Source organism: Tissierella sp. P1, assembly GCF_002266425.1.
Lineage (GTDB): Bacteria > Bacillota > Clostridia > Tissierellales > Tissierellaceae > Tissierella > Tissierella carlieri.
The window spans coordinates 87,424-103,710 of sequence record NZ_NPMN01000016.1; the positions used below are offsets into that span (position 1 = coordinate 87,424).

11 protein-coding genes are annotated in these 16,287 nt (G+C 30.0%); 10 read left to right on the forward strand and 1 reads right to left on the reverse strand.

All coding sequences use genetic code 11. The features are described from left to right. The first annotated feature begins 18 nt into the window (after positions 1–18). The 10 genes from CIW83_RS12650 to CIW83_RS23765 all read left to right on the forward strand — a co-directional run bounded on the left by CIW83_RS12650 (position 19) and on the right by CIW83_RS23765 (position 15,038). Positions 19–5,397, forward strand: a complete 5,379-nt coding sequence (locus CIW83_RS12650; protein ID WP_094901698.1) for a diguanylate cyclase — start codon at positions 19–21, stop codon at positions 5,395–5,397. Positions 5,398–5,702: 305 nt separating this feature from the next. Continuing rightward, positions 5,703–7,232, forward strand: coding sequence for a histidine ammonia-lyase (gene hutH / locus CIW83_RS12655; protein ID WP_094901700.1), 1,530 nt, complete (start codon positions 5,703–5,705; stop codon positions 7,230–7,232). A 12-nt stretch (positions 7,233–7,244) separates the two neighbouring features. Continuing rightward, positions 7,245–9,272, forward strand: a complete 2,028-nt coding sequence (locus CIW83_RS12660) for a urocanate hydratase (RefSeq protein ID WP_094901702.1) — start codon at positions 7,245–7,247, stop codon at positions 9,270–9,272. Positions 9,273–9,289: 17 nt separating this feature from the next. Then, positions 9,290–10,186, forward strand: a complete 897-nt coding sequence (ftcD, locus tag CIW83_RS12665; protein WP_094901704.1) for a glutamate formimidoyltransferase — start codon at positions 9,290–9,292, stop codon at positions 10,184–10,186. 9 nt (positions 10,187–10,195) lie between these two features. Further along, complete coding sequence (gene hutI, locus CIW83_RS12670) at positions 10,196–11,464, forward strand: imidazolonepropionase (protein ID WP_094901706.1); 1,269 nt, start codon at positions 10,196–10,198, stop codon at positions 11,462–11,464. An 89-nt stretch (positions 11,465–11,553) separates the two neighbouring features. Then, on the forward strand, positions 11,554–12,678 hold the full coding sequence (locus tag CIW83_RS12675; RefSeq protein ID WP_094901708.1) for a TMEM165/GDT1 family protein: 1,125 nt from the start codon (positions 11,554–11,556) through the stop codon (positions 12,676–12,678). 72 nt (positions 12,679–12,750) lie between these two features. Next, complete coding sequence (locus CIW83_RS12680) at positions 12,751–13,209, forward strand: chemotaxis protein CheW (protein ID WP_094901710.1); 459 nt, start codon at positions 12,751–12,753, stop codon at positions 13,207–13,209. A 6-nt stretch (positions 13,210–13,215) separates the two neighbouring features. Next, positions 13,216–14,376 carry a sensor histidine kinase gene (locus CIW83_RS12685; protein ID WP_094901712.1) on the forward strand — a complete coding sequence of 387 codons (1,161 nt, stop codon included), beginning with the start codon at positions 13,216–13,218 and terminating at the stop codon, positions 14,374–14,376. Between the two features lie 3 nt (positions 14,377–14,379). After that, complete coding sequence (locus CIW83_RS12690) at positions 14,380–14,895, forward strand: response regulator transcription factor (RefSeq protein WP_235601322.1); 516 nt, start codon at positions 14,380–14,382, stop codon at positions 14,893–14,895. 44 nt (positions 14,896–14,939) lie between these two features. After that, complete coding sequence (locus CIW83_RS23765; RefSeq protein WP_235601324.1) at positions 14,940–15,038, forward strand: hypothetical protein; 99 nt, start codon at positions 14,940–14,942, stop codon at positions 15,036–15,038. Between the two features lie 12 nt (positions 15,039–15,050). On the opposite strand, the gene CIW83_RS12695 is transcribed toward CIW83_RS23765, so the two are convergent. Then, a complete protein-coding gene (locus CIW83_RS12695; protein WP_094901714.1) occupies positions 15,051–15,962 on the reverse strand; it encodes a selenium metabolism-associated LysR family transcriptional regulator in 912 nt (303 codons plus the stop codon). Positions 15,963–16,287: the final 325 nt, after the last annotated feature.

Consider the following 16,287-nt stretch of genomic DNA (forward strand, 5'->3'; position numbering starts at 1 on the left):
TAAAAAAGAGGGGATAACATGAAAATTGTCGACAATAGATATAAGATTGAAAAGGTTTTAGAGGATACGTTATATTTTGAGACGTATAAAGTATCTGATCTATGGGAAGACGATAAAATTCAATTGATGAAGCTTTATCACTTTGATGTTCAAAGAGAATTAATAAATTATTTTATCGACAATTTTATTTATTTATCAAACATTAATCATAAGCATATATTGTCTAGTGAAAAGTTTAACCTAGTTAAGACAATAGATACTAAAAAGGTAAATATGTTGTTATATTATTCTATATCTGAATATATTCATAGTCCTAGATTAAGTGATATAAAAGAAGAGCTAAGTTTGGAAGAAAAGCTTAAAGTTCTATTAGATATTATAGCAACAATCGATTTTTTACATTTTAGAGGTTTCACATACAAATTATTAAATCCTTCAGAAATATTTATAACTAGAGATAGAAGTATAAAACTTACGGATTTAGCTACTATTGTTGAAAAAAGATACAATTCTCATTATGATGATTTAACAAGATATTTCATATCTCCCGAAGCGTTAATAAATAGGGATGAAAATGATAAAAAAGTAGATTATTTTTCATTAGGTGTGTTAATTAAATATTTATTACTACAGGATTTTCTAGTTGATGATGTAGACTCATTTGTATATAATGAGGAAGGTATTTTAACTACAGAACAAAAACAAAAGCTAAGTAATATTATTAAACAACTTACTAAGAGAGATTTCATTACAAGAGATGTAAACCTATTGGAGATTATAGATGAAATAAATAATATTTTTAGCCTAAATCATTCCTATGATTTAATAGAAAGCAGAAGTTCTTTATCCTTTAATAATAAAATCATTGGTAGGGAGAAAGAAATTCATAAGTCCATGTTAATAGATGATGATATAGTAAATGGAACTAATAGATATAAAGGTTTAGTTGTAAATGCCGATTTTGGAGTCGGAAAGTCAAGATTCCTCAGTGAAATATCTCATAGATTAAGACTAAAAGGTAGAGATGTGTATTTTATTGGGATACATGAAAGTATAAGTAATGATTTACTAGATATGTCAAACATATTAAAACAATCTATGAAGGATACACCATCTGAACTTATAGAGAAATATAGAAATGAGTTGTCACGAATACTTCCAGAGTTAAGATTAAATATTGATGAAGGCATAGATACTGATTTAAATCAAAAAACAGAAAGATTTAGGTTATATAATAGAATTGCAAATTATTTTACGGAGCTTTCTAAAGAGAAGATAATATATATTATTATTGATGATATACAGAAATGCAACAGTAATTTTGTAATGCTTTTAGATTATCTAATTAAAAACGTTAAAGGAAATAATGTGTTTTTTATTTTTTCTTTTGAAGGAAGTCATGGAGAAGAAACTACTTTAGTTAAAGAGAAAATAAATGAGTGGAAAATGGATTCATATGTAATGGATATGGAACTGCATAAGCTTGGATTAGAAGAAATTGGATTTATGGTTAAGAATATATTAGGTATGTCTCGTATACCACACAATTTAGCATCAGTCTTATATAAAGAAAGTCAAGGAAATCCCAGACATATAGAATATATTATTAAGCATTTATATAATATAGGAGAATTTTATATTAACATTGATGGCAAATGGCATAGAAAAGGTGATAGTTATTCAGATTTGTACTTTCCAACTGATTTTGATGATGCCTTTAAAAAACAGCTAGATATTATTAAAAAGAATTATTTTGATGTATTTAAAGTAATGGCAATATTTGATGATGTACTGCATAAAAAGATATTGATGAATATGTTAGATATAGAACAAAGTAAGCTGGAAAAAGATTTAGATGAGTTAACTAGTTTAAAGCTTATCGATGAAAGGTTAGCAGACTGGGGATATAGTTATAGTATAAATAGTAGTGAACTAAAGAAGTTAGTATATTATGAAATTCCTCAGGATGAAAAAGAAAATTTGCATAGAAAGGCATCTAAGATTATTCAGGATTTTTACGGTGATGATCTAGATCTAGTATTAGAAGAATTAATATATCATTTAATTAAATCTAATCAATCTGAGAAAGCTCTAAATATAATTCTAGGAGGTTTTGAGAAACTAGAAAATAGGTATAGTACTTATGCCAGATTATTGCTTGAGAAAGCATATAATATAGCAAAGGATAGTAAAGGCACAATTAAACTAAAGATTCTAGAGAAATTAGTAGACATATACTCTTTGAAGGGTGAAACGGAAAAAGGAGACGCCTATTTAGAAGACTATCAGAAGGAAGCAGGAAGGTTAAGTGATTTTAAACATATAATTAAAGGCATGTCTATTACTGTAGATAATTATTATCGAAAAGGACAAAACCATTTGGCGTTTAAATATATTGAAGATATAGAAAAAATATCTACAGAAAATCATATAATTGAGGGTAATATTATAGCTTTATCTTTAAGAGCTAGAATAGGTATAAGTAATGGGGAGCTAAAAGAAACAGAAGAACTCTTATATAAGGCTATTACTTTATCTGAAACTTATGAAATTAAGACATATTTAGGTACTATATATAACCGTTTAGGATTAATTAAAGCTTTAAGTGGAAATATAAAGGAAGCTATAGAGAATTATGAAAAGAGTATTCTATATCATCAAGAAACCGATAGCCTAGTAGAAGCTACTAGACCGATTAATAACATTGGTACTATATATGCAGACCATTATGCAAATAATGAGAAAGCAATGGAGAATTATAGAAGAGGTCTAGGAATTGCAACTAAATTCGGTGTCCAAGAAGTAGAAATAATTTTTCTAAACAATATTGCTGAACTATATATGAGGAATTACGAGTTTGAGAAAGCACTTAAATATATGAAGGAAGTTAAAAAAGGTGCTATAGAATTACAGGACTTAAATGGAATTTTAATATCTAATATTAATATGGGTATTATATATTTAGCTACTTCTGAATATAACAATGCTTCTGAATGTTATGCATATTTAAAAGAAATATTTGAAACTAAGCAAATTTTAGACTTAGAGCTCAACGTTGGTTATCATAATTTTCTGGGAGAATTTTATGGATATATGGGACAATGGGAAAAAGGTATAGAAGAGTCGCAAGTTGCTGGAGATTTATGTAAGGAATTTAATGCTAGAGAATATTTAAAGGCACAGTGTAGAATAATTTATTTCAAATTTTTTAATGAATCTTATTTTAATAAGGATGAGATAGAAAAAATTAGAGAGTTATATAGGAAAACAGAACTAATACAGGAACGAAAAAAAGCATTGCTTTACTTTTCTATAATCAGTATTTTATGCGGAGATATTGATTATGCATTAGACTTACTCGAAGAAGATTCTAACTTAATAAATTTAACAAAAGTAGAATTTTTAGATATTATGAGAGAAGTCATATTATATATTATTGACTCTACAGACAAATCCATTGAAGATTTAATTTTTGTTGAAGAAAAAAAGGTACAAGATAATCTATTTTCCTCAAGGCTATTTTTAAATATAGTAATTGGGTTTAAGTTGTATTGTAAAAGAAAATATAAGCAGGCTATTAAATATTTAGTAGAAGCATTAGATATTATCTATAGGTTATCTTTGAAGATATATGACGTAAACTTTAAATTTAGTTATATTAAAAGTAGAAAGGGAGACTTAATAAAAGAGAGAATCTTTACGGCCGTAGAAAAAGAATATGCTTGCCAATTGGACTATCTTCCTTTAGAGAGCATAAGTGACGAAAATATATATGAATATTTTGATATAACTCCAATTATCGATGGAATAGGTAGTGAAGAATTTGTAAGGATTACACAATTAGAATATTATGGTGAAGCTTTAGATATTAAAAACACAGAAAATTTAATATCTAAACTCAGTGATAATTTTAGATATAATCTTGATTTAATATTGTCTTATTTGGGGAAGGAATCTTTTGCAAAAAGAGGATTTATTTTAAGCTATAATGAGAAAAAGAAAGAATATGAAATAATTTCATCTCTAGATAAAAAATTTGATTATAAAATCAATGAGGGTATTTTAAATTTAGCAGATAGATCTAAGAGGGGAATTTTAATAAATAGCAATTTTAGTATGGCTTATAATCAAAGATATAGAGAGTTTTTATCAAATGACATTAAAGGTATAATGTGCGTGCCAATAATTATATTTGAAGAAGAAAATGAAAAAAAAGTTGATAGAAGGAAATATTCTTCAGATGAAAGTATAACTCAAGGTTATATCTACTTAGAAACGGATAAGGTTTTCAATAGATTTGATATTGATAGACTTCAATTGATTAGAAATCTTTCTTATCTAATATTTATTAACTTGGAAAATAATAAGCTAAGGTTAATGGCAACAACTGATAAGCTTACTAGTACATTTACTAGAAAGTATTATGAAGCAAAATTTGACCAACTTATCAGTAAAACTAAGTCTAACAATGGGAACTTCTCTATTTTGATGCTAGACATTGATAAATTTAAAAATGTAAATGATAACTATGGGCATAGAAAGGGAGATGAAATTTTAGCCTCAATAGGAAATGCTCTAAAATCAACGATTAGGGGCACTGATATTGTAGCTCGATATGGTGGCGAAGAATTTATCGTATTGCTTAAAAATACAACGGAAGAAGAGGCATATAATATTGCTGAAAAAGTGCGAAAAAATATAGAGTCTTTAAAAATTCAAGGAATAGATCACCCTGTTACTGTAAGTATAGGTATATCTCTTTATCCGCAACATAGTCAATTTAAGGAGGATTTAATTGAAAAGGCTGACCAAGCTTTATACCATGCAAAGGAGACAGGTAGGAATAAAGCTATTTTATGGAATGCCCAAATGGATAATACGATAAATAGAGTTGATAAGCTTGCTGGAATTCTAACAGGTAGCATGGATGAAGATAATAGAAATATTTTAGCCCTTATGGATATTATTGAGTTAATTAGAGAGAATCGCGATATTAAAGGAAAAACATTTACGTTTTTAGGAAGATTATTAGAGACCATAGATGCGGAATGGGCAACTATGATGATTATTGAAAAGAATAAAGATGCAAAAAAATATTTTACTCGGGCTAGATTTGATGATGATTGGGTAGAAACTCCTCCTTTAAATCATAAGATTATTGATAGAGTAATAGATAGTAAAAAAGGAGAATTTTTAATAGATTGGGATAATATAGACAATGTTGATTCTTTATCTGGATTGCCCAATTGGCAATCAATTATAGTATTACCATTAATAAAGGATGAAGGAGTAAAAGGTATTCTATATATTTCCACTTCTTTGAAGAATAAAGAGTTTGATTTTAATAGCTTTAATCTATCTAAGAACTTTGGCAATATATTTGCGTCTATAGTTTAATAAAAGAAGAGTTAGTAGAATAAGGAGGATTGTTTTACAACCCATAGGAAAATTCAAATTGAAATAGGATGGAATTTTCCTATAGATTATAAAAAATATTTACTATTTTATACTATATTATGATATAATTAATTAAAGGTTTAGAAAAATTTCCATCATTAAAAAGTAGGGGAGATTATGTCTAAGAATTTATTTACTTTAAGAAAATCTATTAAATTAAAAAACCACAGATAATTCTGTGGTTTTTTTATGCACTTTAGTTAGGTAGTGAAATATATTAATGAATTTAAATGGAGGGGGATATTATGGGAAAAGTATTTATTAATGGCAATGGTTTAACCTTGGAAGAATTTATAAGGGTGGTAAGATTAGGAGTAGAAGTAGAATTGTCTAAAGAGGCAGTTGCTAGGGTAGAAAAAGCTAGGGCCTTAGTTGATAAATTCGTAGACGAAAATAAGGTTGTCTATGGTATAACTACAGGCTTTGGAAAATTCAGCGATGTAGTTATCACTGGAGAAGAAACGAAAATATTACAAAGGAACCTTATTATAAGTCATGCTTGTGGGGTAGGGAATCCTTTAGATGAAGATATAGTTAGGGGTATTATGCTACTTAGAGCAAATGCATTGTCTAAAGGTTTCTCTGGTATAAGACTATCTACACTAAATACTTTAGTTGAAATGTTAAATAAAGGAGTACATCCAATTATACCTGAAAAGGGATCTCTTGGAGCTAGTGGAGATTTAGCGCCACTATCTCATATGGTATTAGTTATGATAGGAGAAGGAGAAGCTATATATCAAGGAAAGAGAATGTCTGGCAAGGAAGCTATGGAAAAGGCAGAAATACCAACTATTGAATTAACTTCTAAGGAAGGATTAGCTCTGATTAATGGAACTCAAGTCATGACATCAATTGGTGCCTTAACAATATATGATACTATTATGTTAAGTAAGACAGCTGATATAGCAGCTTCTTTAACAATAGAAGCTTTAAATGGTATAGTAGATGCGTTTGATTCCAGAGTTCATAGTGTAAGGGCTCATGAAGGTCAAGCAAATACAGGAAAAAATTTATTAGCTTTATTAGAGAAAAGTTCAATGGTGACTCGCCAAGGAGAATTAAGAGTGCAGGATGCATATTCTTTAAGGTGTATACCTCAAATACATGGTGGCAGCAAAGATTGTTTTGAATATGTAAGAGAAAAGATTGAGATCGAAATGAATTCTGCCACAGATAATCCTTTAATATTTGTTGAAGAGGAAGAAGTAATTTCAGGTGGTAATTTCCATGGGCAGCCAATGGCCTTAAGCTTTGATTTTTTAGGTATAGGGTTATCTGAATTAGCTAATTTGTCTGAAAGGAGACTCGAAAGATTAGTAAATCCTTCTTTAAGTAATGGCTTGCCAGCATTTTTAGTTAATAAAGGTGGACTTAATTCGGGATTCATGATAGTTCAATATTCAGCAGCATCTTTGGTGTCAGAAAATAAGGTGTTGGCACATCCAGCCAGTGTAGATTCTATACCATCATCTGCTAACCAAGAAGATCATGTATCTATGGGAACCATTGCTGCAAGAAAGGCTAGAGAAATAATGGGAAATGTGAGAAAAGTTCTAGCTATGGAAATTTTAGCTGCTTGTCAAGCAATTGATTTAAGAGGAAATAAAGGATTAGGAAAAGGAACTAAAATAGCTTATAATGTAATAAGAGATAGTGTCAAGTTTATGGAAGATGATAGAGTTATGTCTTTAGATATAAACAAATGCGAAGATATAATTAAATCTGAAAATATGGTAAATGCTGTTGAGAAAGAAATTGGAAGATTATTATAAGGGGGAGATTTTATGATTAAGAATTTGCAAATTTCTGAGGCTATGACTATCAAGTTAGGAAATGAATTGCCACTTATGCCTAATTTTGAAGCTGGAATACGAAGGGCTCCAAAGAGAGAATTAAGCTTGACTCAAAGAGAAATAGAAATTGCACTTAAAAATGCCCTAAGATATATACCAGAAGAATTACATGAAGTATTAGCACCAGAGTTTTTAGATGAGTTGTTTACCCATGGAAGAATTTATGGTTATAGATATAGGCCAGAAGGTAATATTAAGGGTAAACCAATAGATGAGTATAGAGGTAAATGCATCGAAGGAAAAGCTTTTCAAGTAATGATTGATAACAACCTTGACTTTGATGTAGCATTATATCCATATGAATTAGTTACCTATGGAGAAACTGGGCAAGTCTGTCAAAATTGGATGCAATATAGATTGATTAAGAAGTATTTGGAGGAATTGACTGATGAGCAGACGCTAGTAGTTGCATCAGGTCATCCAGTTGGATTATTTAAGTCATCTACAACAAGTCCTAGAGTGATTATTACAAACGCACTTATGATAGGAGCTTTTGATGATCAGGAACATTGGATTAAAGCACAGGCAATGGGAGTTGCAAACTATGGACAAATGACAGCAGGAGGTTGGATGTATATTGGACCTCAAGGAATTGTTCATGGAACTTACAATTCCATATTGAATGCAGGCAGAATGAAACTTGGAGTAAAGGAAGATGGTGACTTAAGAGGTCATATGTTTGTAAGTTCTGGATTAGGTGGTATGAGTGGAGCTCAAGGTAAAGCTACCAAAATAGCAAATGGTGTGGGAATTATAGCAGAAGTAGATTTTTCTAGAATACAGACTAGACTAAATCAAGGCTGGATAGATAAATCTTTTGATGATTTAGAAAAATTATTTGAATATGCTCATGAATCAATGACTAAAAAAGAAGCTGTGGCGATTGCATACCATGGTAATATTGTAGATTTGCTGGAATATGCAGTAGATAATCATATTAATATAGAGCTATTATCAGATCAAACTTCATGTCACGCTCCTTATGATGGAGGATATTGTCCTCAAGGATTAACCTTTGAAGAAAGAACAGAAATGATAGAAAAGGATAAATCAAGATTTATTAAATTAGTAAATGAATCTTTGATACATCATTTTGAATTAATTAAGAAGCTAGTAGAAAGAGGAACATATTTCTTTGACTATGGAAATAGCTTTATGAAAGCCGTTTATGATGCAGGAGCAAAAGATATTTCTAAAAATGGAATAGATGAATCAGAAGGATTCATATTCCCATCTTATGTAGAAGATATAATGGGACCTATGTTATTTGACTACGGATATGGACCTTTTAGATGGGTTTGTTTAAGTGGAAAGCATGAGGATTTAATTAAAACAGATAAAGCAGCCATGGAATGTATAGATCCGAATAGAAGAGGTCAAGACAGGGACAATTATATATGGATAAGAGATGCAGAAGCCAATGGGCTTGTTGTAGGCACTCAGGCTAGAATTTTATATCAAGATGCACTAGGTAGAACTGAAATAGCGCTAAAATTTAATGAAATGGTAAGAAATAAAGAGGTGGGTCCTATAATGTTAGGTAGAGACCATCATGACACAGGGGGTACAGATTCACCATTTAGAGAGACTGCTAATATTAAGGATGGTAGTAATATTATGGCAGATATGGCTACACAATGTTTTGCAGGTAATGCAGCTAGAGGAATGAGCCTTATTGCACTTCACAATGGTGGAGGAGTAGGTATAGGGAAATCAATTAATGGTGGATTTGGGATGGTATTAGATGGATCTGAAAGAGTTGATAATATCCTTAAAACTTCAATGCCATGGGATGTAATGGGTGGAGTTGCAAGAAGAGCTTGGGCTAGAAATGAAAATTCAATATCTACTTGTATAGAATATAATAATAAATTTAAAGATACAGACCATATTACAATTCCATATGTAGCGGATAATGATTTAGTTAAAAAGTTAGTGGAAGATAAATTGAAAAATTAATCATAGGGGGATATAAAATGGCTAGAATTATTCAATGTGTACCTAATTTTAGTGAAGGAAGAAATAAAGATATTATAGAAAAAATAGTTGAAGAAATTAGGATAATTGAAGATGTTAAACTACTAGATTATTCTATGGATAAGGATCATAATCGTACAGTTGTTACTTTTATTGGTGAACCTGAGAAAGTAATAGATGCGGCTTTTAATGCATGCAAGGTAGCATCCGAGCTAATAGATATGAGAAGTCACACAGGAGAACATCCTAGAATGGGTGCAACAGACGTTATACCACTTATTCCAATATCAGATGTTACTATGGAAGAATGTGTTGAGCTATCAAAAAAGTTAGGGAAAAGAATAGGAGAAGAACTTAATATTTCGGTATATTTATATGAGAAATCAGCGGAATCTTTAAGCCGTGAGAACTTAGCCGATGTAAGACGAGGTCAATATGAAGGGATGGCAGATAAATTAAAGGAAAAAGATTGGGTCCCAGACTTTGGACCAATTGAATTAAACGAAAAGTCAGGTGTTACAGCAGTAGGAGCAAGGATGCCTTTAGTAGCATTTAATGTAAATCTAGGAACAAATGACATTAGTGTGGCTAAAAACATTGCAAAATCCATAAGAGGTGCGGCAGGAGGATTTAAATATTGTAAGGCATTAGGAATAGAAATCAAAGAAAGAAATATTGTACAAGTAACTATGAATATGGTAGACTATACTAAAACACCGCTGTTTAGAGTGTTTGATGTAATAGAGAGAGAAGCTAGAAGATATGGAGTAAATGTTATAGGGAGCGAAATAATAGGATTACTTCCTATGGCGGCAATGATTGATGTAGCGGATTACTATTTAAGACTAGAGAACTTTGACCACGGGCAAATTTTAGAAAAAAGAATGATGGAATAAGGTGATAGAATGAAAGCTACTTTAGTTATAAAGAATGTGGATAATTTAATAACTTTAAAAGGAGAAAATAAACCTAGAGTTAAAGAATCATTAAAAGATATAGGAATAATAAAAAATGGTATAATAGCTTTAAATGGTGAGAAAATAATTTATGTAGGAGAGGGTGAATTACCATCAGATATTATTGTAGATGGGGATACTGTAATATTAAATGGTATTGGTAAAACTGTAACCCCAGGATTAGTAGATTCTCATACTCATCTGGTACATGGTGGATCTAGAGAAAATGAATTAGCTATGAAGTTAAAAGGGGTACCATACTTGGATATATTAGCAGCAGGTGGAGGTATTCACTCTACAGTTAAGTCGACAAAAGGAGCCACATTTGAAGAGTTGTGTAATCAAGCAAAAAAAAGTTTAGATACTATGCTTAAGTTTGGAGTAACAACGATTGAAGCAAAGAGTGGATACGGGATAGACGATTTTGACACTGAATTGAAACAATTAGAAGTAGCAAATAAGTTGAATGAAGATCATCATGTTGATGTTGTTTCAACATTTATGGGGGCCCATGCTGTGCCCAAAGACTATATAGATAATCCAGATGAATTTGTAGATATTATTATTAAAGATATGATACCGGAAGTAGCTAGAAGAAAGTTAGCGAAGTTCTGTGATGTATTTTGTGAAGAAGGTGTTTTCACAATAGACCAATCTAGAAAGATTTTGCTTGCCGCTAGGGAATATGGTATGGAGCCTAAGCTGCATGCTGATGAAATTGAGCCATTAGGCGGAGCGGAATTGTCAGCAGAAATAGGATGTATCACGGCAGATCACTTGATAGCAGCTAGTGATATTGGAATTGAGCAAATGGCTAAGAGTGGTGTGATAGCAAATTTACTTCCTGGCACTAGCTTTAATTTACAAACTGGAAAATTTGCTAGAGCTAGAAAAATGGTGGAAGCAGGAGTTCCCATAGCTTTATCTACAGACTATAATCCTGGAAGCTGTCCTACAGAAAATTTACAGCTTATAATGAGTTTTGGTTCATTGATTATGAAATTGACTCCAGAAGAAGTAATTACAGCTGTAACTATAAATGGAGCTGCAGCTTTAGGATTAGAAGAAGAAATTGGAAGTCTTGAAATAGGAAAACGAGGAGATATAGTAATGTTTGATTCACCAAATTTAGAATATATTATATATCATTTTGGAATAAACCATGTTGATACAGTAGTTAAAAAAGGTAAGATTGCATATAAAAATAATACAATATAACTATTCTAATTAAATAACTAAGACTTTTAGCTTGTTGAAATCGTAATAACAAGCTAAAAGTTTTTTCATTATGGGAGGAAGAAATCTGAATGATAAAAGAATTGTTTAGAGCATTTTTATTAGTTTTTGCTGCTGAAATGGGAGATAAGACTCAGATAATAGCTATGACTTTTGCGACCCAGTATAAGGTAAAGGAAGTAATTTTAGGTGTCATATTTGGAGTTGTATTAAATCATGGAATTGCTATTATATTAGGTCGTTTTATTTCTAAGGTAGTTCCAATGAATTTAATACAAATAATTGCTGGAATTATGTTTGTTATTTTTGGTATAATGGCTTTAAAAGATGATGAAATAGATGAAGCTGAGAATAAAAAGGCTTTCAGTCCAATTATAACAGTGGCACTAGCTTTTTTTATTGGAGAATTAGGTGATAAAACTCAATTAACAGCAATGACATTATCAACAGAAGGAAATTATCCTATTTTTATATTAATGGGAACAACGTTAGGTATGGTCGCTACATCTGGACTTGGTATATTTATAGGCAGTAAAATTGGGGAAAAGATACCAGAGGTTGCTATTAAAATTGTTTCTTCTATAGTTTTTGTATTCTTTGGAAGTTTAAAACTATTAAATACAATTCCAAAAGACTATATAAATATTGTTAATATTATATTATACTTATTGTTATTATTAATTGTTGAATTTGTTTTAATAAGAAAGCTACTTACAAATAGAAAGAATAAAGTCAGTTCTCCTATGAAGGAAGTAGCCTCGAAGCTTTATAATCAGACAAGAGTTCTTAAAGAAACTTTAGATAGTATTTGTTTGGGAGAAGAGAAATGTGGAAAGTGTATAGGGGCAACTTGTCTGATAGGATATACTAGATTTATACTGGAAGAAGCAAGGGAAAATGGAAATTACTATCAAGCTTCTATAATTGATATAGACTCTTTGATTAAAAAGGGATATGATAATAATAAGATTATAGAGGCTCTAAGTATGATAATAATAGATTCCATAAACAACGGTTGGGATACCAATAAAAGTTTCGTAGTTAATAAAATTAGGAACTCCTTAGAAGCAATTATTTTTGGAGAAGATTTAAATGTTGATGTGAATTTTAAAGAATATTTAGAAGAAGCTAAAAAGAAAAATAGTAAATATGGAGTAGTTTTAGAGCAAAAAATTTACGAAACTTTGTATAAATAGTATTTTATATTTATTAATTATATAAATAATTAAAATAAAGTATATTTTGTAAAAAAAAAGGAGGTATATTCTATGGCTGAAAATCAATATGTGGTTTTTAAACTTGGAAAAGGTGAATTTGGTATTGACATAATGAATGTAAAAGAAATTGGTCCATATGAGGAATCTATTTCTCTGCCAAATACACCATCATTTATTGAAGGGGTTATAAATTATAGAGGAAGCGTTATACCGATTATTAATTTAAAAAAGAGGTTGTCATTAGGACAAGCTGAGGTGACGAAAGATACTAGAATTATAGTTATTAGCTTAGATGAGAAAGAAATTGGATTTATAGTAGATGAAGCTTCTCAAACAGTTTGGGTAAATGATGAACAAATAGATCCTGCCCCTTCATTTATAAGTGGTGTTGATAAGAAATATATAACAGGTGTAGGGAAATTAGATGAAAAAAGGCTTTTAATTCTAATAGACCTAAAGAAAATATTATCAAAGGATGAGATAGAAGAAATACAAAATTTAGAGGTTTAGTATATTATGGGATCACAACAAATAAGTATCAAAAGATTAAATGAAATATTAGAGGCTACTATTGATTCCATAAAAGGGACTAAGGATGAAATTTTTGAGATTGTTAGCCATTCAAGATTAGAATGTAAAAGACTGGAGGATGAACTTAAGTCTTTACAGGTTAAGATTCAGGATACACTTGCTCAAGTAGGGAGATTAGAGGACCTTGATAAAAGAAGTCGTGGGAATCTATCTAATAAGAGCAAGAATTTTCATTTATTTAGTGAAAATGATATAAAAGATGCTTATGAACTGGCTAATGGAATTAGAGTAGAGCTTTTATTAAAGAGAGAAGAAGAAAAAAACTTGATAGAGAGAAGAAAGGAAATAGAGCTTAGGCTAAAGAGCTCCTATGAAGTATATAAAAAGGCAGAAAATATTAATAAACAAATAACCGTAGCTACAGAGTATTTAATGGGAAATGCGGGCAATATAGCAGCAACTGTAGATGAGCTGAGTAAGAAACATTATTTAAGTATTAAAATTATAGAAGCACAAGAAGAAGAGAGGAGTAGGGTAGCCAGGGATATACATGATGGACCAGCTCAATCTTTAGCAAATGTTATAGTAAAAGCTGAGTTATGTGAAAGATTATTAGATGTAGATAAGGATAGGGCTAAAAATGAGCTTCATAATTTAAAATGGGTTATTAGAGGAACTTTAAAAGATGTAAGAAAGATAATATATGATTTGAGACCTATGTCTTTAGATGATCTTGGACTTATTCCTACATTAGAAAGATATATATCTATTTTTGAAGAAGATACTGGAATAAAGGTAAGTCTTAAGACATATGGCTCTTTTAGTGATTTAGAATCTGCTATACAAATAGCTATCTTTAGAATTACTCAAGAATCTTTAAGCAATATTAGAAAACATTCTAAAGCGAAATCTACTTCTATTATAATTGAAAAATCTTTAACTAAGATTAATTTATCTATTATAGATGATGGTATAGGATTTGATCCAGAAAGCTATAGAAAAGAATCCAATTCAGTATCAGGAGGATTTGGATTGATGAGTATAAAAGAAAGAGTTGAGTTGCTAAATGGGAACCTCCACATAACATCTTCTTCAAATTTGGGAACTAAAATAAGCTTATTCATACCTTTGAATGAGGAGGACTAAACAATGAAGGATAAAATTATTAAGGTTATAATTGCGGATGACCACGCATTAATAAGAGAAGGAATAAAACAAATATTAGAATTGGAAAATGATATAGTCGTTATTGGACAAGCAAGTAATGGTGAAGAAGCTTTTACAATGGCTACAGAATTAGATCCAGATATAATACTATTAGACATAAATATGCCTAAATTAAATGGAATAGAAACCCTTAGGAAATTTAAAGATATGGGAATAACATCGAAGGTAATTATTCTTACTATACATGAAGACAAGGAATATATTTTAAAGACATTAAAGTTAGGCGCAAATGGATATATGTTGAAAGATTCAAATGCAGATAGTTTAATTAAAGGAATTAGAGATGTAGCAAAAGGAGAGAAGTATATACAACCTAGTGTGGCAGATTTAGTTAGCAGATCTTCTAACTATGATGAATATTTCAATATTAGTATTGATAAAATCAATTCACTAACAAAAAGAGAGTATGAAGTACTTATTTTAATTGCTGAAGGTTGAACAATAAAGACATTGCTGATAGATTATATATTAGTGAAAAAACTGTGAAAAACCATGTGTCGAATATCTTTAAAAAGCTTGATTTAAATGATAGGGTTCAGGCTGCAATATTTGCATATAAAAATAATATAAAAAAATTATAAAGACCAGACGAATTATATCTTCTGGTCTTTTACAAATTCTAATATATAATTTTTAAAAGCTTCGCTAAGGGGGGATAGCTGTCTACTCTTATGAAAAGCAAAATAAAATTTTCTGATAAATTCCAAGTCTTCAACATAGAAAACTTTATATTTTTCAAGTATCAGATCATTTTGAACAGCTTTTTCGGATAGGAAACTAATACCTATACCAAGAGAAACTAGTTCTTTAATTGCTTCTGTGTCTTCAACATAAGCAGCTATATTTAATTTGCTAATAGGAAGCTTAGCTTTTTCAAATATATTCTCAACTAAGGCCCTAGTACCAGAACCTTCTTCCCTAAACATGATTTTTTCTCTAAATAATACATCCTTTTCTATATAAGAAAAATTATCACCAGGAAACTTAGGAGAGTTAGGAGTGATTAAAACTAACCTGTCCTCCATTAAATCAATATACTTAAGATTGTTTGAAGAGAATTTAGCTCCTAGAATTCCAAAATCAGTTTCTCCATCTAAAATTCCTCTCACAACTTTTTTAGAATCCTTATCACCTACAGTAAATGAAACATCAGGATAATGATTTAAAAAGTTTTTAATTATAGTTGGTAGCAGATATTTTCTAGGAACAGAACTTGAATATATGTGCAAATGACCTTGAATTTTTCCTTGATAAGAAGCTAAATCAAATTTTGCCATTTCACAAGAATTTAATATATTAATGGCATATTTATATAATAAATTGCCTGCATCGGTCAATGTGATTTTCTTTCCAAATCTATTAATTAATAAGGTACCAAGTTCTTTCTCTAAATTTTGAATATGATTAGTCACAGTAGGTTGAGTAATAAAAAGCTTTTCAGCTGCTTTAGAAAAACTCTTTAATTTCGCAACTTCAACAAATGTTTCTAATTGTCTAAAATCCATTCTATCACCTCTCTCAAATTATTACTCCAACTCTATTGTAACAAATAATAGGTATAAATCTACAATTATTCTAACAAATATATAAAGAAATTTACAATACAAAATATCTATAAGACAAACTGTAACCATTGGTTTAAGTAATATAAGAGTATTTTTTTATAAAACTAAATAATATGTTTAAATTGCTGTTGACAAAGTAATAAAAACAGTGTATAGTTATATATTGTCAGCGCCAAGTTCTTTAAGACTATTAGTGAAAAAAATCAACAAAATGATTTAAAAAAAGTTTTAAAAAACAGTTGACAGCAAGCGGAAAGTTTGCTAT

Excerpts from the sequence above, each read along its gene's own strand:
- CIW83_RS12650 (WP_094901698.1), top strand. The coding sequence starts at position 19 with ATGAAAATTGTCGACAATAGATATAAGATTGAAAAGGTTTTAGAGGAT.
- hutH (WP_094901700.1), top strand. The coding sequence starts at position 5,703 with ATGGGAAAAGTATTTATTAATGGCAATGGTTTAACCTTGGAAGAATTT.
- CIW83_RS12660 (WP_094901702.1), top strand. The coding sequence starts at position 7,245 with ATGATTAAGAATTTGCAAATTTCTGAGGCTATGACTATCAAGTTAGGA.
- ftcD (WP_094901704.1), top strand. The coding sequence starts at position 9,290 with ATGGCTAGAATTATTCAATGTGTACCTAATTTTAGTGAAGGAAGAAAT.
- hutI (WP_094901706.1), top strand. The coding sequence starts at position 10,196 with ATGAAAGCTACTTTAGTTATAAAGAATGTGGATAATTTAATAACTTTA.
- CIW83_RS12675 (WP_094901708.1), top strand. The coding sequence starts at position 11,554 with ATGATAAAAGAATTGTTTAGAGCATTTTTATTAGTTTTTGCTGCTGAA.
- CIW83_RS12680 (WP_094901710.1), top strand. The coding sequence starts at position 12,751 with ATGGCTGAAAATCAATATGTGGTTTTTAAACTTGGAAAAGGTGAATTT.
- CIW83_RS12685 (WP_094901712.1), top strand. The coding sequence starts at position 13,216 with ATGGGATCACAACAAATAAGTATCAAAAGATTAAATGAAATATTAGAG.
- CIW83_RS12690 (WP_235601322.1), top strand. The coding sequence starts at position 14,380 with ATGAAGGATAAAATTATTAAGGTTATAATTGCGGATGACCACGCATTA.
- CIW83_RS12695 (WP_094901714.1), bottom strand. The coding sequence starts at position 15,962 with ATGGATTTTAGACAATTAGAAACATTTGTTGAAGTTGCGAAATTAAAG.